General features: G+C 34.2%; 12 protein-coding genes. 7 read left to right on the top strand and 5 right to left on the bottom strand.

The genetic code is table 11. The features are described 5' to 3' along the window. Positions 1-4: 4 nt before the first annotated feature. From ACM55K_RS00380 to ACM55K_RS00360, 5 genes are all read right to left on the bottom strand, one after another. Entirely contained in the window at positions 5-1,036 is a 1,032-nt protein-coding gene (locus tag ACM55K_RS00380; protein WP_416848256.1) for a family 43 glycosylhydrolase, read from the bottom strand. Between the two features lie 10 nt (positions 1,037-1,046). Beyond that, positions 1,047-2,108, bottom strand: a complete 1,062-nt coding sequence (locus ACM55K_RS00375; RefSeq protein ID WP_416848255.1) for a glycoside hydrolase family 43 protein — start codon at positions 2,106-2,108, stop codon at positions 1,047-1,049. A 140-nt stretch (positions 2,109-2,248) separates the two neighbouring features. After that, positions 2,249-3,238, bottom strand: a complete 990-nt coding sequence (locus ACM55K_RS00370) for a glycoside hydrolase family 43 protein (protein WP_416848254.1) — start codon at positions 3,236-3,238, stop codon at positions 2,249-2,251. Positions 3,239-3,912: 674 nt separating this feature from the next. Then, positions 3,913-6,249 (bottom strand): beta-galactosidase, encoded by a 2,337-nt coding sequence (locus tag ACM55K_RS00365; RefSeq protein WP_416848253.1) that lies wholly within the window; start codon positions 6,247-6,249, stop codon positions 3,913-3,915. A 285-nt stretch (positions 6,250-6,534) separates the two neighbouring features. After that, entirely contained in the window at positions 6,535-8,379 is a 1,845-nt protein-coding gene (locus tag ACM55K_RS00360; protein WP_416848252.1) for an NPCBM/NEW2 domain-containing protein, read from the bottom strand. Positions 8,380-9,786: 1,407 nt separating this feature from the next. Here ACM55K_RS00360 and ACM55K_RS00355 point away from each other — a divergent pair. The 7 genes from ACM55K_RS00355 to ACM55K_RS00325 are packed head-to-tail and all read left to right on the top strand — an operon-like array spanning position 9,787 to position 25,070. Beyond that, positions 9,787-11,940 (top strand): fasciclin domain-containing protein, encoded by a 2,154-nt coding sequence (locus ACM55K_RS00355; RefSeq protein ID WP_416848251.1) that lies wholly within the window; start codon positions 9,787-9,789, stop codon positions 11,938-11,940. 1 nt (position 11,941) lies between these two features. Then, a complete protein-coding gene (locus ACM55K_RS00350; protein WP_416848250.1) occupies positions 11,942-15,220 on the top strand; it encodes a SusC/RagA family TonB-linked outer membrane protein in 3,279 nt (1,092 codons plus the stop codon). A gap of 18 nt (positions 15,221-15,238) precedes the next feature. Continuing rightward, positions 15,239-16,750: a RagB/SusD family nutrient uptake outer membrane protein gene (locus tag ACM55K_RS00345; protein WP_416848249.1), complete on the top strand. Its 1,512-nt coding sequence runs from the start codon at positions 15,239-15,241 to the stop codon at positions 16,748-16,750. An 11-nt stretch (positions 16,751-16,761) separates the two neighbouring features. Beyond that, complete coding sequence (locus tag ACM55K_RS00340; RefSeq protein ID WP_416848248.1) at positions 16,762-18,558, top strand: fasciclin domain-containing protein; 1,797 nt, start codon at positions 16,762-16,764, stop codon at positions 18,556-18,558. A gap of 40 nt (positions 18,559-18,598) precedes the next feature. Further along, positions 18,599-20,071: a fasciclin domain-containing protein gene (locus ACM55K_RS00335; RefSeq protein WP_416848247.1), complete on the top strand. Its 1,473-nt coding sequence runs from the start codon at positions 18,599-18,601 to the stop codon at positions 20,069-20,071. Between the two features lie 20 nt (positions 20,072-20,091). After that, positions 20,092-23,283 carry a SusC/RagA family TonB-linked outer membrane protein gene (locus ACM55K_RS00330; protein WP_416848246.1) on the top strand — a complete coding sequence of 1,064 codons (3,192 nt, stop codon included), beginning with the start codon at positions 20,092-20,094 and terminating at the stop codon, positions 23,281-23,283. Between the two features lie 29 nt (positions 23,284-23,312). Further along, the gene (locus ACM55K_RS00325) at positions 23,313-25,070 is read left to right on the top strand and encodes a RagB/SusD family nutrient uptake outer membrane protein (RefSeq protein WP_416848245.1); all 1,758 of its coding nucleotides are present in this window, start codon (positions 23,313-23,315) and stop codon (positions 25,068-25,070) included. Positions 25,071-25,277: the final 207 nt, after the last annotated feature.

Raw genomic sequence — 25,277 nt, 5'->3', positions numbered from 1 at the left:
GATTCTATTTTTTAAATTTGACTTTTTTAATTCCCCGATGGGTTGGTATCACCTGTTTTATACTGCCATCAGTGTTGAATTCCAGTTTGTCGATACATACTTCTCTATTATATCCTGCCGATCTTCCCATGGTGATTCCATTTGGATAATTGAAGCGATGGTAAACAATATACCATTCGTCTTTACCCGGAATTTGAATTACTGAATTATGACCCGTTGCATATATACCGGCTTGTGCGTCTTTTGCAATGACAAGATTATTTTGTGGGATATTTATTTTCCCCATTGGAGAATCCGAAGTTCCGTAACGCACTTTATAGTTTTCGCTTCGTGTATCATCTTCTGACCAAAGGAAATAATAGTTGCCATTTCTAAAAAAAACAGTAGCGCCTTCACGGAAGCTCTTGTCAGGAGTCATTATTTTGATGGTTTCTTGTTTGATGGAAACCATGTCGTCATTAAGTTCGGCGCAAGCCATATAAGAATTTCCCCAGTACAAATAGTTTTTCCCTGTTTTAGGATCTGTGAATACGTCCGGATCAATTTGTTGCCCTTTTGTAATGCCTTCAGGATATTTGTCGATTAAAGGTTTTCCTGAATCAACAAAGGGTCCCTTAGGATTGTCTGACACAGCAACACCAATCTTTTGCGCAGCACAGAAATAGAAAAAATAGTTGTATTTATTTCCGATTTTCTTTTCTGTAATGCAAGGAGCCCATGCGTTTTTCTTTGCCCAGCTCACATCTTTAGGGAGATCTAAGATTACGCCTTCCTCTTTCCAGTTGATAAGATCTGCCGAAGAGAAGGTTTTAAAATAGGTGCCTGACCAATTCTCAAATCCGTCACTGGTAGGGTAGATATAAAATTTTCCAGTTTTTTGGGCGTATATAATATCGGGATCAGCATATAATCCTTTTAGAGCAGGATTGTTGTTTTTTTTGGTTTTGTTGAATGTTGATTTTTGGCTAACAAGAGTATTACTAAAGGTTAATAATAAGATAAATGCAAAACCTTTAACTAAATTTTTTATAATCATTTTTTATGTTTTAGAATTTTAGTTCACAGTTCCAGTTTTTAGCCAGTTTTTGGGCTTCTTTTTTTGTGATTTGAATAACCGCCGGATGTTTGGGTGACGAAAAGTTGGTCGATTTCATAACCCCTTCGTTAAAGTGTCCCAAATTTTTAAAATTCACAAAATCAGAGGTTTCACTGAACCCAAAATTGTGTGGATTGATGCGGTAAATGTCATAAATAAGTACCCATTTATTCTCACCAATGCGTTTGTAAATAGTAGGAGCTTCGCATCCTACCGGTTCAGGGTCGTACCATTTATCGTCATATTGATAGCCTGAATTAATGGAATCAGAAACCATCTGCTTAACACCCGCTGTTCCATCATGCGGCACATAGAACAAGTGGTATTTATTGCCTACTTTGGTAATGCCGGCGTCGATGTAGGCAACATCTTTTGGATACTCAAGCAAAAGTTTTGGAGCGGTTTCTAATTTTGTAAAATCGGAATTCATATACGAATAATACACTTTGTCTTTTTGGTTGCCAAAGCGCATAGTAAAGTAGATCATGGTTTTTTGTTTTTTATCGTCATAGATGAGTTCAGGTGCCCATGCACAACCAATGTCTGCCAATTCAGGAAAAGCTTGATCTATACGAAGTACGGTATGCGTCCAATGGATCAGATCGGGAGATTTCATTAAAACCAATCCTCTATTGTTTCCCCAACCGTATTGTTTCCCATCACGTTCCCATTCGGTAGTGCGATATCCAGCTTTTTGAGCATAAATATGTAGATCGGTCAATGCCAAATAAAACATTCCGTCGGGTGCTCGGTAAATGTAAGGGTCACGAATTCCTTTTTGCTCTGCAATCGTATCACCAGCTATAATTGGTTTGGCATTATTTACATCTGTAAAACTGTAACCATCTTTACTCAATGCCATGTATAAACCGTGTGTGTCATCTTTAAAGTATACCATCAGATACCCTCCCATATCTTTTTCTTTGGGTACTTTGTTTTTTTTCTGAGCCAACACAGCATTACTGACAAAAAACAAGATGCTAAAAAGAACTAGAAATTTAATTTTGTTCATAGATGTAAAAGTTATTCTTTACTATTTTGTACACTTCATTTATTGGTGTTTGCTTCACTGAGTTAATATTTTTCATAGATGTTCAGCGAATTTCATTTGCTTGCGCTAAAGTTTTGTTAATGGCTATTTCAGAATTATTTTTATTTTGAATTTGGAGAACCGGTACCATTTTTTTCGTTGCCCCATTTACTTTCTAATTTTTTAGCCTCTTTTGCAGTGATTGGCATAACGGTTCCGTGTCTTGGATGAAAGTTCATAGTAACTTCTTCGTCTATTAGAGTGAAATGTTCGAGGTCTTTCGTTTTGGTAAATTGATACTTTCCACTACTATAAAGATCATACATTAGTATCCAGGTGTCAGAATTATTCAATTTATACATTCCAGAACCTTCTACTTCTTTATCCGTCTGTTCTAAACGTTTATCCTGCAGTACATACCCTTCTGTAAGTTTATTGGATACCGCTTGTTTTATACCAGGGTGCTGTCCTGTTGCTTTAAAGAATAGATGATAGTTGCCATCTTTAAAAATGATATCACCATCAAGACAAGTGCTGTTGTCTGGACTAAAAAAAAGCTGTTTGGGATTGGTCTCTAGTCTGCTGAAATCGCTATTTGCATACGAATAATATAATTTAATGGGGCCATCGCCGAAGCTCATTGACCAATAAATCATGTATTTTCCTTTCTCTTTATCATATATGGTTTGTGGAGCCCAGACCTTGCTAACTGCCGATAATTCAGGGAAACTTTGTGGAATATTTACAACATGGGAAGTCCAGTTTACCAAATCTTTTGACTTTAATAATACCATCGCATAAGTTGGTCCCCAGCCATTTTTTGATGTATTCATATCGGTGGCCACCATATAAAACGTTTTTCCATCGGCCCCACGGAGAATATGCGGATCTCGTACTCCTCCTGTAGCGCTAATCTGGGCTGAACTAATAACGGGCATATTATTATTTAAAGCACTGAAATTATAACCATCCTTGCTGATGGCAAACCGGATGGCTTCTTTATCTTTTCCATTACCCGAAAAGTAGGTGAATAAGTAGGCACTTGTTTTTTTATTGAAAGTCTCCATTTCGGATTTTGAAACTTTATTTTTAGAAAGTTGTTGTGCTGACATCGATCCTAGAGTATTTAGGGCTAAAAATAAACCGAGCCATTTATAAGTGTTCCTTTTTTTTGTGGGTATTATTGAATTGTAATTCATGTTGTATTTTATACAATTTAGTTATTTAGGCATACGTATCAGGACTGGCTTTTACTTCAGGAACTCTAGATTCAAAGCAAACCTAGCTGATGCAGCCCACAGGGGCAATTACCGGCTAGTTATGAAATTCTTATCAGTCTGAGATTGGGAAAAAAATAAGACAAGAGTGTTATTTTGCTAAATTTAAATCGAATCGTTTATCGTGATTTTTTGTAATTGCTTGAAACGCATTGTTGTGTTTTTAAGGAATCGGTTAATATTATGTTGAATTTTTATTTTTTTGGGTATTATAAGTGTGTTTTTTACATTTGTAAATATAATTAAAAAAAGCAAGTAAACAAATCAACCTGATAAAAAAATGGACTATAAATTAAGAGTCTTGTAATTTAAATTTGATGTTTTTAGAAGAAGTCGTTTCTAAATTTATGAGTTTATTTAAAATATTTTATTCTGAAACTTCTGTGTAAAAACTAAGAATTTGTTATTATTATAAAGAGAAATAAAATCAAACTAAAAAAAAATGGTTAAATCGGAGACTGCATTAATACAGTTTCCGATTTAACCATTTTCAGGATAATTCAATTTGACTATAGATTGAATGGGTCCAATTTAATAAAAACTTTATAATCTTTAATCATACCCGCTGTTTTGTTGTCAAAACGATGTAGGTATCTGAACCCTTTTATGGATTCCACCTGTCCCAAATCAATTACAATTTGATGCGGGTGTGATGGTTTTGCACCTACAGATTGGCTTTGCCAAAATGTGGATTCCTGTTGATCAAAAATTTTATCTGCCGTATAGTTTCCTGCAGTCACTTCTTCACTGCTGGCGTAAACAATTTTCCATTTCAAGACCGGTATTATTTTTCCGTCGACTCCGATTAATTCCAATTCTGTAAGTGTAGTAAGCGGATCATTATTTTTTTGTGAATTCAATGCTTCCAGACAAAAATATCTTCCGTTATATTGTTTGGGAAAGTTTATCTCTTTCCAGCCATTTTCGTTTGTAAATGTCCCTGTATGTGCAGGATTTTCTGCTGATAGATCCAGTTTTTGTCCTGGCGTTTTATGCAATAAGGATTCGTCAATATTAATTTTATCTAAAATAGATTTAGACAATCCTGCCACTTTTCTGTTAACTGGTTTGTCAACATCCAAAACAATGATTTCATTTTTTCCTTTTTTAAGCCATACGCCCGGTACAAATAAAGTTTGTTGTGGTCCAATTTTCCAAAAACGACCCAAGTTATACCCATTAACCCAAACCATCCCTTTGCCCCAAGTACTCATATCTAAAAAAGTATCGCCCGTTTTAGTCAGGTTGAAGGAACTTTTATACCATGCGGGACCTTTTGCAGCGGCAGTTGAATAGGTAACGTTTTTTTGAAATGCATAATCAACTGGAAAATTATACACTTGCCAGTTTTTTAATTCTTTTGTTGTTTTACCATCGGTTAATGCTACTTTTTCTGTTATCCCTTTGCTGTCAAGAATCGCTTTTCCGTAATTGACACGGCCAGTAGCTTCAACCAAAATGTCTAGTTGTGCATTTTCAGAAAGCGACGGAATTTCAATGGTGTTTTCTCCTTTTCTGCGGTCTAACTTTCCAATGGATTTTCCATTTATAAATACCGTTGCCCAATCGTGAAGCTCGGTTATAATTATTTTTTGTTTTACAGCCGAAGCATTCAATTTCGTTCTGTAAAGAATGCGTCCCCAGCCCTGATCAAAATTTTCCATTGGTTGGATGTTTTCTGAATTATAGGCAAGAGGCAAATTAGCAAATAAAGAAGCGCTTTCTTTTAACTCGAAAGTTGGGATTTCGATTATAGGCATCGCTTGAGGAATCTCTCCCAAAGTTTCGCCTTCTTGTAAATAATTCTTTAACAGATTACGAATAGCAAAAAATTTCTCGGTGGTATTGCCTTGTTCGCCAATTGGCGCATTGTAGTCGTAAGAAGATACCATGGCCGAGTAGGGAGCTGCATTTGCGCCACCCCATTGACCAAAAGAAGTTCCTCCGTGAGCCATATAAAGGCTGAACGAAATTTTCCTGTCCATCATGTCCTTTAAACTTCCAATAAAACTGTCAACAGAACGGGTTTCGTGTGGTTTTCCCCAATGATCAAACCAGCCTGTCCAATATTCGCTACACATTAAAGGGGCAGTTGGATTAATTTCTTGAAAGGTTTTAAATTCCTTGTCAATATTAGCTCCAGCCCCAAAATTTAAAGTCGTGGCAACACCGTCTAATTTGTATTTATTAAAATTAGAAGACCAGTCACAACGGAAAAGTTGCACTTTATCGAAAGCTTCTCTCACATTATCACGCATCGCTTCCATATAGGCGCCGTCGGATCCGTAAGAAGCATATTCATTCTCTACCTGAACCATGATGATGTTTCCGCCATTTTGGATTTGTAAAGGAGCAAGCTGTTTTCCAGCTTCTCTAAAAAATTTTCGGGTTCGTTCCATAAAAAATGAATCCGAAAGAGTACGCAAGCTAATGTCTTTTTTCTTTAGCAACCACCATGGTAAACCTCCCATATCCCATTCAGCACAAACATAAGGTCCAGGACGGACAACGCAATACATTCCGTTTTTTTGTACTAAACGTACAAATTCAGCGACATCATTTTGTCCTGTAAAATCAAAGTGATCTTGTTTTTGTTCGTGTAGGTTCCAGAATAGATAAATACAAATGGTGTTCATTCCCATGGCTTTACAAAGTTGTATTCTTTGTTCCCAGTATTGTTTAGGAATACGAGGATAATGCAACTCTGCCGCGCGAATTATAAAAGGTTTCCCGTTTAATAAGAATTCTTTGTTTCCAAGAGAGAATGAATTATTTTGCTGTTGAGCAATGCCATCATTCATATATAAACCGGATATTAAAATGGTAATTAATAGAATTTTTTTCATTTTTTCATTTTAAAAAAGAACCTTTGATAAAATTTAACATGTGGGTGTTCTTTTATATTTAGTTCTTTATAGTTTTACGGATTTTGCTTTTTCCGTTGTAGATTATTGTTTTATTGAAATTGATAGTGCTAGTTACTCCAGTTCATTTTTCCACAAGTACCCAATTAAAATATACTGACCAAAATCTCTGTTCATAAATTCTAAATTCCAAGTGTCGCTTTATGCTTCAAAATGAATAATTAAATCTATTACCCTGACAGTTAGTTACGAACTACAAAAAAATAGCTATTTCGACACTTTAACAATTTTATACAAGCCGGCACCGTGCGAATTGATTTCAGGCGTAAATTCTCCGGAATAGTTCCCAAGTACTTTTCCGGACCATAAATCGGTGATTATATAGTTTTCCGAAAGTCCTATATTTTTCAAATTTATTGGGATTTTTACGCTCGGTGGAGGAGGAGGCCCTGAAGGGTTTTGGGTAAACACAAAAAATTTAACGGTAGCTCCCGTATTTTGAGAGATACAAGCTGCATCCAATCCAACAAGTGCTTTAAAACGAGTATAGCCTTCGGGTATGTCAAATTCTATAATTGAATTGGAATGCGTACCGATACCATTTTCATATTTAACTTTATTTACTGTAAGAGCATTGCCGGAAACACTTTGGTTGAGCTTAGGTTTTTGCCATCCAGATGTCGCTTTTGTCCATTTTAAACTAGTAAGTTTAATAGCGTTTTTACCGTTATATAGTGTTGGTTCTATCCAGTTCGCATGATCCCAATCGGTTTTGTCACCACCATCATTTACCACTAAATACAGTTTTTTAGCACCCGAAATATCAATGTCTATTGTGGCACTTTGACCCGAAGTTGCTTTTGAGATCAATCCGCTGTTCCAAACCGCTTTTTCTTCGGATACCAATTTTTGATCGGTTGTGTTGAAAACCGCCAAGTATTTTGCTCCAGTTCCTCGTTCGTCTGCTATCCAAGCGGCTTTGTCTTTATCCGTGAAAAGCGGCTTATTGTTGGTACTTTCGTTCAAAACCTTCAGTACATTTTTATTAGTCAGCAGAGAGAGAGTGAAAGGATCGTTATCCGGAAGATTGCCACCAAACATCAACGGGGATTTAAAAATACACCATAAGCTCATTAAAGTGTATTGTTCATCCTTGGTAAAAGCAGTCATCCTAGGATCTCCTCTTTCTGCCCTGATTCCAATACGACCAAGCGGTAACATGTCACCATCTGGATATGCGCCATAGGAACGCCATTTGTTCCAACGCTCAAAGACTTCAAAATGGTCTTTTAATTGTTGCCAGCTATCCCAAAAATCACCAACGGTACGCCACATATTCGCATTTTTTTGAACATGGTCTGCATGTGCAATTGGTGTTTCGCCAGGTGAGGTGCTCAATACAATTTTACGCCCGGTGCGATCAATGGCTTTACGGATCATGTTGATTTCTTCTTCAAAATAAATAGGGGAAGAAAGATCATCTATCTTAACAAAATCAAGACCCCATGAAGCGTACAATTCAAAAAGAGAATTATAGTATTCTTGTGCTCCTGGCTTGCCCGGAACTACAGTATACATATCGTGCAACCAACTACACTGATCTTTCTCAGAATAAATATCTCTGGCTGTTACATTCGTGCCTTTTATTGGTAAGTTTTGTTTTACAGCTATTACTGGAATGCCCCGCATGATATGGATGCCAAATTTTAATCCTTTTTTATGTAGGTAATCAGCCAAAGGTTTAAAGCCTTTTCCTCCCGCTGCAGAAGGGAAACGGTTTACTGCTGGTAAAAATCTACCGTATTGGTCCAGAACATAATCGGGATCTTTTTCATTGTATCCATGTGATTTATCGTTCCCAACATACCACCTAATATCTACTACAATATAATCCCAACCATAAGGTTTTAAATATTTGGACATATAATCAGCATTAGCTTTTACTTCGGCTTCTGTAACTGTAGGTCCAAAGCAGTCCCAACTGTTCCAACCCATGGGGGGAGTTGGTGCCCAACTATGAAATTCTTTTTCAGCCTGGGATTGGACAGTATAGTTGAATATGGAAAAGAATAAGATAGAGAGTGCTATTTTGTTAAATTTAGATTGAATCATAAATGTGATTTTTTGAAATGAAAATTGTTTGAAGCAATCAATTTTAGTATGATAAACCTCTGTTTTTTAAAAAGAATTTATCACTCCATTGATATTAGACGTTGATGTAGAATCTCTTGTGTGAAATCTATCTGTCAAGATACTACGCAAAATAATCGTAGATTTTTATTTATTTTAGCTACGTTTTTTAGGGTTTCAATCTTGAATGTGGTTTGAGAGAAAGCTAGATTTATTGATTTTAGTAAATTTATTCACAAGTGTGTTTTTAACATTTGTAAATCTAATTAAAAAAAAGCCAGATAAACAAATTAATATGATAAAAAAACAGGTTGTAAATAGGAATATTGTAATTTAAGTTTGAGCGGATATTTAGAATAAGTTATTTCTTGAATTTATGAGCTTGTAAACAATCAAAATGGTTTATTAAAAACTAAGGATTTACTAATATTAAAAAAAGATAAAATAGGAAGCAAATTAATTTCCTGATTTATTTCAAGAAATTTAATTTTATTTATTGGTCTATCAAAAATTATGAAAAATGTATTGATCCAGTATAGTTGTATTCGTATAAATCGATGCTGTCAAAAAAATTGTTTTGAAAATAATTAAAAACTACTTCTAGAGAATAGTCATGAGTAGAATATTTTCCTAGCGGATATACTAAGATGATGTCCTTGATGTATTAGATCCTCATTTAAATGTCGGATTATTTTCCATTCATTATTCTCATATATTCCTTCTTCTCAATTAATACACCTTATTATTCCTTTTGCCCTTGATTTTTTGTTGTCAATAAAATACGAGTTATTAAAAAGAAATTTTATCATTAAAAAATTGCTAATTGAGAGTTGTAACAGTTTGATGTTTCATTGAAGGTTTTTAGCAAAACTAAGAGTAATTCGATTATACTATTTTAGACAACAAGTTGGTAAAGCCTCTGTATTTTTAATAGTCATTTTGACAAATACAATCATTAATGGAATAAAAATCTTATTAAATTAATTTTTTTTATTTTTTAGAAAAAAATCATATTATATAATTACTCCTTTTATATGTTAAATTTCCGAATTACAAAATATATGTTAAAATGCGTAAGTGTTGTTTTTACGCTTAAAGGTTAAAAGGAGTTATGAGGCCAGACACTAATAAATAGAAGGGTTTCATATTGTGAAAATAATAGTTAATAGATTATTAAATTAATATTTAATTAGCCATTTTTTTATATAACACAAAAAAACAGGATAGAACAGGATAGATGTGGTAAGCTGAACTCATAAATTTGAAAATGTTAAATATTCATAAAAAAAGTTAAAAAAAGTATAAATATTTGTTCACCATTTTATAAGTTAATCTATAATGAAGAAAAAAATCCACTATTATTTACTTGTCCTTCCGTTTCTGGCTTTTTTGTCCAGTTGTAGTCAAGATGTATTTGATGACTACTATGCGCGTCCAGAAGGACTTGAAGCTCCTATTTACCAACAACTGGAGGCGCGTGGCAATTTTAGTAACCTGACGGCTTTAATAGGAAAAGCGGGTTACAAAGATATCTTAAGCAAAGCAGGATATTGGACTATGCTGGCTCCTAATGATGAAGCGTTCACAAAATTCTTTCAGGAAAAAGGAATTTCAAACTTGGCAGCCATTGATTCAGCTACAGCTGCTAAGATTGTAAGATATGCTCTTATATACAATGCGTTTCGAGAAGAGCAACTTTCGGACTATCAGTCATCAAGAGGATGGGTAGTAGATAATGCCTTTCGAAGAAGAACAGCGTTTTATGATGGTTATCAAACTAAAATAGTAAATGGAGTTCCAACAGTAACTGTTGGAGCTAATCGTAATGGAGCTTGGTTTGCTGGAGATAATAATAATAAGTATGTTACTTATTTTACAAAGGAATATTTTACAGCTAAAGGTTTAAGTTCTTATGATTTTAATTATTTCTATCCTAGTAAAGAATATACAGGATTTAATGTTTTAGATTCAAAAGTAACTGAGGCAGATATTGTTGCCGAAAATGGATTTATTCATGAGTTAGATAAAGTAAATCTTCCATTAGAGAATATAGATCAGTATTTAGAACAAAATAGTAATTACAGTGTTTTTCGCAAAATTATAGAGGATAATTTAATTACTTATGTTTTTAGTCAAACTGCAACAACTAATTACAAAAATTTCACTGGTAAATCTGACAATGTTTATGTAAGATTTTATGATCCTACTTTAGTATTTGCCCCTAATAATGAAAATTATCTAAAAGTAGAGGATAATGATGGTCAAGCTGATGCTTATACTATGATTGTTCCTGAAAATGCTGTTTTACAGAATTTTATAAATACTGTTTTGCTTAAGCATTATACTATTGATAAACTACCTAGATATGTTTTTCAAGATTTGGTAAATGCGCACATGGTACAAGGTGCGGTGTGGCCAAGTATGAAAGGAAATTTTATTAATGGTTTAAAAGAGGATTTAAGATTTGATTTCAATAGTAATATTACGGATAAAAAAGTTTTAAGTAACGGATTTTTTTATGGTTCTAACATAGTTCAAAAATCAAATTTATTTTATAGTGTATATACTTCGGCTTATTTAGACCCTAAGTATAGTTTTGCAACTAGAATATATAATGACGGTTCAGGTTACAAAGAAATGATTAGTAATATAAATAAAAAATTTACGATTTTCTTGCCATCTGATGCTATATTGAGAAGTCTTGGTTATGAATACGATACTAGCCATTTATATTGGGTTTATGTTTCTCCAACAAATGGAGCAACTATAACAGGAACTAATGCTAGAAATAGATTATTAAGACTTTTCTACAATTGTATCGTTTATACACCCAATGGAGAGTTAAATAATATTGCCACTACTTCAGGAATTATTCGTACGGGAGATAGTGATCTTCCGGGTGAATACATAAAATGGAGCAATAACAAAATTTACGCAGCAGGTAATGTTATTCCAGGTGCTACTGCTGTTAATGTTACAGGAAAAGAAGTACAACAAAATGGAATAGCTTATTATGTAGATAATCTACCTCAATATTCGGAGGAATTACAAGGTTTAGCAATTAAGCGTTTAGCAGCAAGTAATACACAATTTAATAACTTTTATCAATACCTATTAAATTCTTCAATATATAACGCAACTACTGGTAAAATTGAGGGAGTTGATTTAGGTACATCTTATACTTTTATAGTGCCCAATACTGCGGCTATTGCAAGAGCAGTAACGGCTAAAGTGCTTCCTGCTAATCCTGCTACAATAATACAGGGAGAAAGAGATTTGATTGCCGATTTTATCCGTTACCATATCATATCTAATAAGACAGCTTCAAGTGACGGACTTATTACCGGGCAGTATGAAACATTAAGAAAAAATACTCAAGGGGATAAAACTTATGTTGAAATAATTAGCACACCTGGGACATTATCATTTAAAGATAATTCAGGAAGCAATCCAGCTGCTAATTTTATTTCAGCCAGCAGTAATAACTTAGCAGATAGATCCTTAATCCACTTAGTAGACAACTATCTTAAATTTACGGAATAAAATGAAACAAAAAATTACAAATATATTTTACAGTTTTACAATTGCCCTTGTTTTGCTGACAGCTATACCGGCATTAGCGCAACAGCCCACTACAGCTATTTTGGTTCGTGGTCAGGTATTAGATGCAGGGGATAATTTAAGTATTCCTGGAGCAACTGTTGTAGAACAGGATGGCGAAAATCGTACAGTAGGGGGAGTGATAACTGATTCTGATGGAAATTTTGCATTACGTGTAAATCCAAAGAATAAATTATTTATATCAACTATTGGTTATAAATCTCAAAGTGTGCCTCTTAATGGCAGACAATCTATTAAGATTAAATTGGTTTCCAGTATTGAGTCATTAAAAGAGATTGTTGTTACTTCTCAAAAAGTGTCTAACAATGGTTTGATGAATATTGCTGATCGTGATCGAACTACCAGTGCTGTTAGTATCAATGCTGCGGATTTAGAAAACACTCAAGCAGCATCTATTGATGAAGCTTTACAAGGACGTTTATCTGGTGTGGATATTGTTGCTAATAGTGGAGATCCTGGTGCTGGTATGCAGATACGTATTCGTGGTACCTCTTCTATTACAGGTTCTTCAGATCCATTGATAGTTGTAGATGGGATGCCTTATGAAACTTCAGTACCTGATGATTTTAATTTTGGATCTGCTGATGAAAATGGTTATGCGGCTTTGTTAAATATTGCACCTTCAGATATAGAAACTATAACTATTCTAAAAGATGCTGCTGCTACTGCTATTTGGGGGTCTCGTGCTGCCAGTGGAGTTTTATTGATTACCACTAAACGTGGAGGAGTTAGTGCACCAAAAATCACCTATACTTATAAAGGAACTTATTCTGAGTTACCTCCAACTATTCCAATGTTAAATGGAGATCAATACTCACAATTGATTCCTGAAGAATTTATGAATAGAAACGGAGTGCCTTTGAATACTTTGTTTGTTAAAGAATTTCAATACGATCCACAAGATGTGTATTTTTATAAAAACTACAGTCAAAATACCAATTGGGTAGATGCTATCACACAAGCAGGTATTACAGGAGATCACAACCTTTCTTTACAAGGAGGAGGGCAAAAAGCAAGGTACTTTACCTCGGTAGGTTATTATAAACAGAAAGGAGTTACTATAGGTACTGGTGTAGAAAGAGTAAATGCAAGGTTAAACTTAGATTATGTGGTGTCTGATCGTATTAAGTTCAAGACCGATATATCTTATACCCATACAGATACACAACGTAATTATGTTAATTCAAAGGATAGTGAAGACAAATTAAGGGGAGTTGCTTATACTAAAATGCCAAATATGAGTATTTATGAGTATGACGAACTAGGAAATCTTACGCCAAATTATTTCTCACCAGCTGCAAACGTTCAAGGTGCTTATGGAGGTACTTACAATCCACTTGCTATGGCTGAGTTAGCCACTAATGATATATCAGAAGATCGTATTGTTCCTCACTTTAATTTGAGTGTAGATATTATTCCTAAGATATTCATGTCGACTTTTGATCTACAGTTTGATTATGCGTCCAGAAAAAATAAATCTTTTTTACCTCAAAATGCAACAGGTCGTCCTTTTACAGAAACAGTGGTAAACAGAGCTGCTGATGCTGATTCTGACCAGTCTAGCATTATTACAAAGACGAATTTTATTTATACACCCAACATAGGTGAAAAACAAACTTTTCAAGGGTTAGTATCGTTACAATCGAATGATTTTCGTTATACCGCACATCAAGTAATGACCTCAAATACAGCTTCGTCTTTATTGACAGATCCGTCAAATCCTTCTCGAACACAAAATTCGGATTTGGTATTATCTACTAGAAATACTCAGGCAAGAAATGTAGGAGCTGTGTTTAGCGCTCAATATGGTTTGTTAGACCGATATTTGATAAATGTAGGTATAAGAGCTGATGGTAATTCAAAGTTTGGTGCTAATAATAGATACGGTTATTTTCCTTCTGTATCAACTCGTTGGAGAATTTCTGGAGAGCCGTTTATGAAAAATGTAAAAAATGTAGATGACTTAAGTATGAGATTGAGTTATGGACATTCAGGTGGAGCACCTAAAGAGGATTATCGTTTTTTTAATGTTTATAACAATTATCAAACGCAGTATCTAGGTCTTAATGGTGTTGTTTCTGGAAATATGGAGTTGACTAATTTGCGTTGGGAGACAAAAATTGGTAAAAACTTAGGATTCAATCTTCAAATGTTCAATAAGCGTTTGAGTATAGATGCCGAAATATATCAAACGACAACTAAAGATCTTCGTTTCGAAGATATTGATGTAAGTTCAGTTTCTGGATATAGTAGTATATCAGACCAAAACGCAGGAACTTTGAAAAATCAAGGATGGGAAATAGGAATTAATGCTACTCCTTATAGATCAGGAAAATGGAAAGTAGATTTCAATTTCAATATTTCTAGTAATAAAAACATGATTACTGAAATATCGGAGTTTTATAAAAGTGAAGAAGGTAATACAGATAGGAATGGAGAATTCAAACGTTTCCTTCAGGTTGATAATCCTTTTGGTTCGTTCTATGGATATAAATTTAAAGGAGTTTATACTGATCTTGAAGCAACAAAAGCTAGAGATGCTAGCGGGAATGTGATTGTAGGACCTAATGGTCAAGAAGTATTAATGCGTTTCAATTATCCTAACACGGATTATGTGTTTCAACCAGGAGACGCTATTTATGAAGATATCAACAAAGATGGAAACATTGATAGCCGTGATGTAGTGTATTTAGGAAACAGCAATCCTAAATTATCAGGAGGTTTTGGTCCAAATATTACTTTTAATACCCAATGGAAATTAAATCTTTTCTTTACGTATCGTTTGGATTATGATATTATTAATGGAACAGATATGAAAACTACCAACATGTATGGGTGGAGTAATCAAAGTACAGCAGTTTTGGCTAGATGGCGTAATCCAGGAGATGTGACTAATATGCCAAGAGCTGTTTATGGTGCAGGATATAACTGGTTAGGTTCAGATCGTTATGTAGAAGATGCTTCATTCGTTCGTCTTCGTTCGGTTAGCCTTAGTTATAGTTTAGGAAAGAATCTATTAAAAAAATTAAATTTAGAAGATTTAAGGGTGAATGTAATTGCAGATAACTTATACACTTTAACAAAATATAGAGGTCAAGATCCCGAGGTAAGTATGGGAAAAGGTGCTTTTGGGATTTCAATTGACAATGCCGCTACACCACCTACTAAACGTTTCACATTTGGTCTTACAACTCGTTTTTAAATAAAAAATATTTGATTTATGCAAACTAAAATAAAAATAATATTAGCAATCTTTATCCTTTTCGTTTCGGCAAGTTCGTGCGATGATTATTTAGATTTACGTCCTCAGGATGGAATTGTTCGTGATGAATTCTGGAAAACCAAAGAGGATATACAGGCTGCTGTGATAGGGATCTACTCGTCAATGCTAAGCTCTCCTCCAGGAGTGGACGATTTAACTTTGACTAAATATTTATTTATGTATGGGGAATTGAGAGGCGGTATGGTGGTTGAAGATATATTTGTAACTGAGGATGAGAGAGATATTCTTAATACTAATATACTTCCATCTAATGAGTTAACTAGTTGGGCTGCATTTTACAGAACTATCAATTATTGTAATGCGGTAATTGATTTAGCGCCTGCGGTTAAAAATGAAGATCCAACCTTAACTGATATACAATTAAAACATTTTCTTTCGGAAGCATTGGCAATTAGAGGGTATTTGTACTTTACATTGGCTCGTACTTTTAAAGATGTGCCATTAAAATTAACGGCTACTTTAAGTGATCAAGATAATTTTCAAATAGCGACTAGTACCCAAAGTGAAGTTTTTGCGCAGGTAATTAAAGATTTGAAACAAGCGGATGAATATGCTGTTGAAGATTACGGAGATATTGCTTCAAGCAAAGGGCGTATAACAACTTACGCTATTAATGCAATGTTAGCAGATGTTTATTTATGGACAGAAGATTATCCATCAGCGCTAGCAGCTACAAAAAAGGTGACTGGTTCAGGAAAATTTAAATTGATAGAAGCTTCGGCTAGCACTTGGTTTAATACCGTATTTGCTAAAGGAAATTCTACTGAAAGTATTTTTGAATTTCAATACACCACATCTAATAGAGGACCATTTTATAGTCTCTTTTATCTAAGACCAGAATTTAAGGCTGATGGACTTTTGATGGATAATGTTTTTGGAATCGATTTTGATGATCCTGTTAATAAAAAAGATATTCGTGGGGATAGAGCATCATTGGTTGGCGCAACAGGCGAAATTTATAAATTCACTGGTTTAAATAGTGATGATCGAAAAGCCTTGCAAGATTCAGATACGCATTGGTTTGTGTATCGTTATGCTGATGTGTTGTTGATGCAATCTGAAGCTTTAGCAAGAATAGGAGGGGATGAGAATGGGAAAGCTGCAATTAAGAATATTACTGATATTCGAGCTAACCGTAAAGCCCTTGCACAAACATCACAAACTGTTGGTTCAATTGATACTAATGGTATTATTGATTATATATTAGCGGAACGTGCCCGTGAATTTGCTTTTGAAGGAAAACGTTGGTATGATTTATTGCGTGTTGCCCGAGCTAATAAATACGAACGTAAACAATTGTTAATTGATTTAGCTGTCGCAACTGCACCAGCAAATCTACAACAATCAATTATTGCAAAATTAAGGGATCCAAACAGTCACTATTTACCTATTAATACGTATGAACTTTATACTAATAAAGCACTTGTACAAAATCCATTTTATAAATAAAAAAATAAGTCATGAAAAGATTTTTAAGATTGCCTAGCCTATTGAGACTTACTTTAGTGTTTTTTATAACTATAGTGTTTCTGAACTGTACACCTGAAAAAATAAAACAAAGTACTGATGAAACTCTTAATATAACCGAATATTTAAGAGCTAATCCAGATTATTCTATGTTTTTAGAGATTCTGGAGATTACTAATTACGCATCATTTATGAATACTTATGGTACGTATACCTTATTTCTTCCTACTAATGATGCTGTAAAGCAATATTTAACAGCTGTTGGTGCTGCTTCATTAAAGGATGTGCCATTAGTAGATTTACAAAATATAGCTAAACTGCATATTTTAGATAAAAAAATTAGTACTACTGATTTTACTGACGGAAAAATTGTAACGCCTACTTTACAGGGTCAATATTTAATAACTGGAGCAGCTAATAGCAATGACGTTTCTAGTATAACTATCAATAAAACATCAAAAATTATAGCTTCTAACGTAGAAGCAGGGAATGGTGTGATCCATGTTATTGATAAAGTATTACGTGTTGCCGATAAAACTTTGGCACAGACTATAGAAGCTGATCCAAATCTATCTTTGTTTACGGAAGTTTTAAAAGCTACTGGATGGTATGAGAAACTAAACCAACCGATTACTTATGATGCTAATAAAGTTGGTAGTTTTTTAACAGTTTTAGCACAATCTAATGCAGTATTTGAAAACACTACATGGAAAAATCCTAAAAATAATGTTACAATTAAATTAAATACTTTAGAGAATTTAAAACTAAGATATAGCCAAGGAGATCCTACGAAAGCTGCAGATAGTCTGAATTTGTATGTACAATATCGTATAATACCTAGTTTAAGTTATTTAGCTGATTTTGCAACAACTCCAGTGTTTGTTACAAAGGCTCCGTTGGAAGTAATAAGTTCAAAATTAATTAAACAAGATATTTTATTAAATGAGGATGTTTTTAATGGAGTACTTGAAAAAGGGATTGGTATTATAAGAAACAGTAGTGACGAGACTTCTTCTAATGGAGTATTGCATTATGTGGATGGAAATTTCTCAATCAAAAAGCGCGTTGCATCACCAGTTTATTTTGATTTATGTAATCAACCAGAAATGGCTGCAAATGTTGCTAATTACAGAAAAGTTGGAGGAGCATCTTTCAATTTTATATTAGGAGGACTTAGTAATGTTACCTGGACAGGAAATGCAACATATAATATGTCTTGGCAACCTTATAGTGGGGCAGTTAATGGGGATCTTTTTAATATTTTTCGTTTTCGTACTGGTACAGGAGGTTTGAATGATATTGAATTTAATACCCCCGTAATTATTAAAGGCCGTTATAAAATATGGGTATCTTACCGTGCAGCAACTTCTAAAGCTTCTACTAATACAAAGGTATTTTTTGATGGTGTGCAAACTTCTAGGATTATCAACCATTTAGAATTTGCAAATGATCCTTCTTCTACTACAACGGGAATAGCCGATAGAGTGCTAGAGTCGCAAGGTTACAAACGTTATATATATCCATTTGTTAAAGCAGATAATGTTAATTGTAGACTTGTAGGTATTGTAGAAGTACCAACAACAGGAAGACATAAAATTAAATTTACTACAGATGCTTGTTCCGGTTGTAGTGCAGCTGATGCAGACAGATTCGATATGGTCGAGTTTCGTCCAGTAGAGATGGATCAAATATGGCCAAAATTTAAAAAAGGTTTTCCAGTTTCAGGGACTAGTAATTTAGTTCAAAGAGCAGAAGCCACAAACGGCGATAATAGTAATAGTGGTTATTAAAATTATAAAAGTGTACAAGTACAAACTTAATCAAGTAAAAATGATCGTATTAAATTTAAATTATAAAAGACTATTGGCTAGCTTGTTAACTATAGCCTTAGTCTCTTGTTCTAATCCTTGGGATGATCGTGAAAATAATGGCGATGCAAATCTAGGTGTTAATCTGAGCGAGGCAATTGCAAATACAAATGAAGTATCCATGTTTGGAGCGTTACTCGTTCAAACGGGATATGACAAAATCCTGTCTGAATCTAAGACCTATACCGTTTTTGCTCCTACTAATGAGGCTATCTATCAGTTGGATAAATCCATTCTTAATGATGCTAAGGCACTTAAACTATTTGTTGCAAATCATATTGCTTTAACCGCTTATTCTTCGGTAAGAAGTGGGGGGAAAACACAAATAAAAATGTTCAGTGATAAATACTTAACATTCACAGGAAGTACTATGATTGATGATGCTACTATTGTAACAGCGGATCACTATGCGGCTAATGGAGTTTTTCACATCATTAATAAAGCACTTACGCCTAAATTGAACATTTGGCAGTATATAAATTCTAAAGCAGGTGTTTCGGCAACAAGCGATTACTTATTGAGCTTAAAAGATTTTAGTATTTATAAAGCTGATATTGATGCTAAAGCAGGTGCCATTCCTGGATTTCTTGCGGATTCATTATCTAATTCGTATTTGAGAAATGTGTATAATTTGAATAACGAGAAAAATTCATATACTTTATTCTTGATGCAAGACGCTGGGTATAATGCTGAAGTGGATAAGTTGAAGCCTTATTTAATTAAGACATCAAATGTTCCTACAATTGATTCAACGGCAATTTATTCCAAGTTTTTTACTTTGAGAGACATGGCTTATCCTAAAGCCTATAAATTGAATGAATTGCCGGCAACTTTAATTTCAAGATTTGGTGTTGAGGTTCCTGTTGACAAAACACAAATTGTAGGTGAACCAATACAGTTAAGCAATGGTATAGTTTACATCATGAAAAAAGTTGATGTTCCTCTAGCAAAACGTTTGGTTACCACAAAAATTGAAGGAGAAAAGAATGATAATTTTTTCAATGCTACTCGTAGTTCGATTTATTATCGTGAAAGAAGAGATCCATTATTAGGTACCCTATATAGTGATCTCAATGTACTTAATCCTGGGGCTTCGCTACCTTGGATTACTTATAGTGCGAAAGATTTTTACAGTACTAAATATAAAGTATATTGGAGGGCTATAAATGAGCAAACAAATGTTTTTCAACAACGTGTAAGTCTTTATGGAAAAACTCAAGTGGTTAATAATTTTACAAATTTTACTGATTTAATTGTTACATTTCCTTATATAAATGTAGAACTTAATTTCTATGAAGAAGTTCTTATTGGTGAATTTACACTTGATAAAGCTCGTGATATTAATTTTATTTCACTAATCGGTGCCAATACTACCACAAACGGGAACAACTCCCTCACTCTTGATTATTTGAAATTTGTTCCTGTCCTTAAATAATATTCTATAAAAAATTAGTTATGCTAAAAATTATAAAACTAACCTGCCTAGTAAGCATGTTTTTTGCCGGGGAACTCTATGTGCCATTGTATGCACAAGAGGCTCAGGATTCAACTACTACTGCAATCACAACTACAAATAAAAAAGTAAAAGGAATTTTAGTTAAAGGCGTTGTCAAAAATGCAAAAACCAAAGTTGCTTTATCAGGAATTAACATTGCTGTCGAGGGATTTTCGGCAGCCATAACGAATGATGATGGTAGCTTTGAAATTAGAGTACCAAATTTAGAAGCAATACTTAAAATTAGTAGTGAAGATTTTCAAGCTAAAGTATACGCTTTAAAGAAACAAGAATCAGGAATAGAAATATTCCTAAGTGAGCCTTATTATGCCCCTGCTTATCAAATCGCTAATCTTCCTTCTGGAGAAAAAATGCAATATGATAATACGGGTGCAAATAGCGTTGTTAGTTTTAAAAAAAATCAATGGTCTAGTCCTGTAAATGAATCTGTTGGAGGTTTTCTTCAAGGAAAAGTAGCAGGGTTAAACACGGTTAGAAACTCTGGAACTCCAGGAGCAGGTACCTATTTATCACTACGAGGTTTTAACTCATTGTATGCTACTAACAAACCTTTGATTATTGTAGATGGAATGATTTATGATGATGAAGATTATGGCTCAGGAATTGTACAAAATAATGTTTCTTCTCCTTTAACTAATATAGATGTTAAAGATATTGAGGATGTAACTGTTATTAAAGATGGATCATCCTTATACGGTACTAAAGGAGCTAATGGAGTAATTAATATTACTACTACTCGTGCTACAGAACTATCAACTAAAATTGATTTTACTATGTATGGAGGGATAAATCAAGCTCCTGATCAGTTGCCTTTGCTTGATGCAGATGGCTACCGTACGCATCTATCTCAATTAGAAGCCTCTCGTGGTCTATCACAACAGCAGGTTGCCGCTTTGCCTTATATGAACGATAATGTAGGTTCTGTAGGGTATTATAAATATCACAATAATACGAATTGGCAAGATCAAGTTTTTAAGGCAAGTACAAATCAAAATTATTTCTTAAAAGTTCGTGGAGGAGATGATATAGCAAAGTTTGGTTTGTCTGTAGGTTATCTTGATAGTAAGGGGATTGTTCAACAAACCAATACAACAAAATACAGTACTCGTTTAAATGCAGCATTAAGATTAACAGAGAAACTTACTGTAGATGCTAACCTGTCTTTTATCAATAATACTCAGAATCAATGGGATCAAGGATTTGCTTACAAAACAAGTCCTATTTATTTAGCACTTACTAAGTCACCATTTTTAAATCAGCAGAATATTGATGACGCTGGTGAAGTGTCGCCGAATTTGGCTGATGTAGATTATTTTAATGTAAGTAACCCAAATGCGATTTTAAAGAATGGTTTTGGAACTAACAATAATTACCGCTTCTTTGGTAATTTTAAATTCAACTATGCTTTAAATAAGGCTTGGAATATTAGTTCTATCTTAGGATTAACATTTAATAAAGAAAGAGAAACCTTCTTTATTCCAGATTATGGAGTAGCTAATATTGTTCTTCCCACCGCTATAGGAACGAATCGTTCAGGAAGTGAAGTTCAAAGTTACAAAAGTCTTTATACGGATACTTATGCTAACTACTTTAAAAATTTCAATAATGACAACAACTTAGAGGTACGTTTTGGAGTTAGAACTCAAAGTAATAAATCAGAAAGTGATTTAGGTTTAGGTTTCAATTCTTCTACGGATGATTTTAAAAGTGTAAGTGCTGGATCTAGCTTGCTTCGTCAAGTAGGAGGAGCCTTAGGAGAATGGAATTGGTTAAATGTTTATGCCAGCGCAAATTACAACTACCGTCACAAGTATTTCTTGACAACAAGTTATGCAGTCGATGGATCAAGTAGATTTGGAGATAAAAAGTCAGATGAGGCTGATAAATTTGCACTTATGACTTCCATAACGGGAGCTTGGTTAGTGTCATCTGAAGGCTTTATGAAAAATTTAAAGGCTATTGATTATTTAAAGCTTAGAGCTAGTTATGGTCATAGCGGTAATGATGATATAGGAAACTTTACTGCACAACAATACTATGTTTCTCAAAATTTATTGGGTATGCAAGGTCTGGTAAGAGGAAATATTGGAAATCCAAACTTAGAATGGGAAACGATAAAAAAACTCAATTTAGGTGCTGATTTAGGTATATTGAATGAGCGTATTAATGCTTCATTTGATGTGTTTTCCAATAAAACGGAGAACATGATTATTTATGAAACAGTTAGTAATGCAAGTGGATTTGATTATGCTGTTTCCAATAGTGGGGCAATGCGTACTTTAGGAGCCGAATTGGCATTGAAAGCACGTGTTGTTAATTCAGCTGATTTTACTTTTGATTTTGATTTGAATTTAAGTCGTTACAAAAACGAAATTCAAAGCTTACCAAGTGGTGATATACTTACTCAATTTGCTGGAGCTACTTATTTGACATCAGTAGGTAAAGATGCTAATTTATTCTATGGTTTAAATAGTAACGGAGTATATAGTACTGCTGCCGAAGCTGCTACAGCTGGTTTGAATAAACGTTTGTCAAATGGGGAATTAGTTCCTTTTACAGCTGGTGATATGCGATTTACAGATGCTAATAATGATAAGGTAATAGATAACAAGGACCGTATGGTCATTGGGAATCCTAATCCAGATGTAGTAGGTAGTTTCTCAGCTGATATTACTTACAAGCGTTTTAGTCTTCAAGGTTTGTTTAATTTCTCGATTGGGAATGACATTTATAATGGATTGCGTTACAATCTGGAAAAAATGAGTGGATACGAAAACCAAAGTACTGCTGTTGCTAATCGTTGGAGAGTAGAAGGACAACCAACTGATATTCCAAAAGCAACTTGGGGAGATCCAATGGGGAATGCAGAATTTTCAAACAGATGGATTGAAGACGGTTCTTATTTAAGACTTAAAACGGTAGTGTTAGGATATGATTTTGCTGTAAAGGACATGAAGCACGTTAAATATATCAAGCTTTATGCCAGTGCTAATAACTTGTTTACGTTTACTAAATATCTTGGGTATGATCCTGAATTCAGTGCTACTTCATCTATATTTGGCCAAGGAACAGATATAGGTTTAGCTCCTCAATTCAGAACATTGCAACTAGGACTACGTCTAGGACTTTAAATTATTTACACTACAGAAATAACATACAGATGATAACAACAATTAAAACAAAAACAACAAAAAGCATCACATCCATACTATCGGTTATGGTGCTGCTACTTAGCCTAGGCTCTTGTCAAGACTATCTGGATGTGCAACCCGAGGATAAGCTTACGGGAGTTCAAGTATATCGAGATGTATTTGATGCTGATGCTGCTGTAATAGGGATTTATGGTAAATTCATGGCTCTTGCAGAAAAGCACGTAATTCTTAACGAAATGCGCGCGGATTTAATGACTACAACAAGAAATTCAAGTCCTTATTTAAAGGAATTGTCTGAGCATAATGAAACGGCAGAAAATCCATATATTAATCCGAAACAATTTTATGAAGTAATTCAGAATTGTAATGATGCGCTTAAAAATTTCGACATCATGCTCGCTAATAAAAAATTTACACAGGCGCAGTACGAGCAACGTTACGCCGATGTGGGATGCATTCGTTCTTGGGTTTACTTGCAATTAGGGATACACTTTGGAAGTGTACCTTATATCACAGAACCTATTGAAACCTTAGATGACGTTAAAAATGTAAGTAAATATCCAAGAATTCCTCTTAGTCAACTTGTGGATAAGCTGGTTACTTTTACAGAGGGACTTACTTATAAAAAACAATATGAAGCAGGAAGTAGTTTAGTAATTACTGTTGATGGGTATTATACAGCAAAATTCTTTATTAATAAGGAGTGTCTATTAGGAGATTTAGAACTTTGGAAAGGCGACTATTTAAAAGCAGCTTCACATTATAAAACCGTTTTGGAGACTGCATCTACTAGTGGAAGTGATACTGAGCGTTATGAGGTGTATCGTATAAGTAATTTTGCTGGTAGTGGTAATAATGATTTACTTGTTAATTATACAAGAAGTCCAGATGTGACTACTTTGCTTAATACTGATACACAAGGTTGGAGGTCTATTTTTGCTAGAAGCAAAGATGCTGTATGGAATACCGAATGGATTTGGTCATTGCCTTTTGATAGTAGGTTTGCACCTGCAAATCCTTTTATCGCTATTTTTTCAAAAACGTCTGGTAATTATTTAGCCAAACCATCGCAACGAGCAATAGAGCTTTGGAATAGTCAAACGCAACGAAATGGCATTCCTTATGATGCACGTGGTCCAAAATTTACGTATAAGATTGTAGGTGGTGATCCTGTTATCATGAAATACCTTTACAAATCTGAAACTGCTGCCGATCCGTTTAAAACGGAAGGAGATTGGTTTTTATATCGTGCAGAAAAATTGCATTTGCGTTATGCTGAAGCTGCAAATAGAGATAATCAACATCGAATTGCTGATGCTATTTTAAATGATGGTATAAAAAGTGCTTATAATCGGGGGGCACTTAATAGTTCTACAGCTGATGTGACTAATGCTATGAAGACTAAGCCAGGTTTTCCTTATGATTTTGATGCTCGCCAAGGAGAATTTCCTTACTATAGAGCTAATTGGTATCGTGGTGGAGGTATTAGAAACGGACGTGCTAATCTAATAAAAGCTGCAGTAGTGACAGTAGACAGTTTAATTTCAATTGAAAATAACATCATTGATGAAGCTGCTTTGGATTTGGCTTACGAAGGAAACCGTTGGGAAGATTTAGTGCGTGTTGCTAGACGTAGAAACGATCCAGCTTTCTTAGCTGATAAAATCTACGATAAATTGAATAAAGAAGGTAATGGTGAAGCTGCTACAGTAAGAGCTAAATTAATGAATCCAAGCAACTGGTACTTGCCATTTACTTGGAAATAAAATGAATATGCTCATCTGAAGTAATATGGGTTATAGTCCTTCTAATGCAAATTAAGGATTTCCATCAACTCTTTTGAGTTAAAAATTAATATTAAAAACTCGTTGGAGGTAAATCTATGTATTTACTTCCAGCGAGTTTTTTTATTGTAAAAATGTGTTGTTTTATAATTTTCATACAAGAAAGCAAAATCTACAATTTTCACACTT

Origin of the sequence: Flavobacterium arabinosi, assembly GCF_048158725.1 — a bacterium.
GTDB classification, from domain to species: Bacteria; Bacteroidota; Bacteroidia; order Flavobacteriales; family Flavobacteriaceae; genus Flavobacterium; species Flavobacterium arabinosi.
This window is presented reverse-complemented; position numbering and strand designations above follow the sequence as displayed.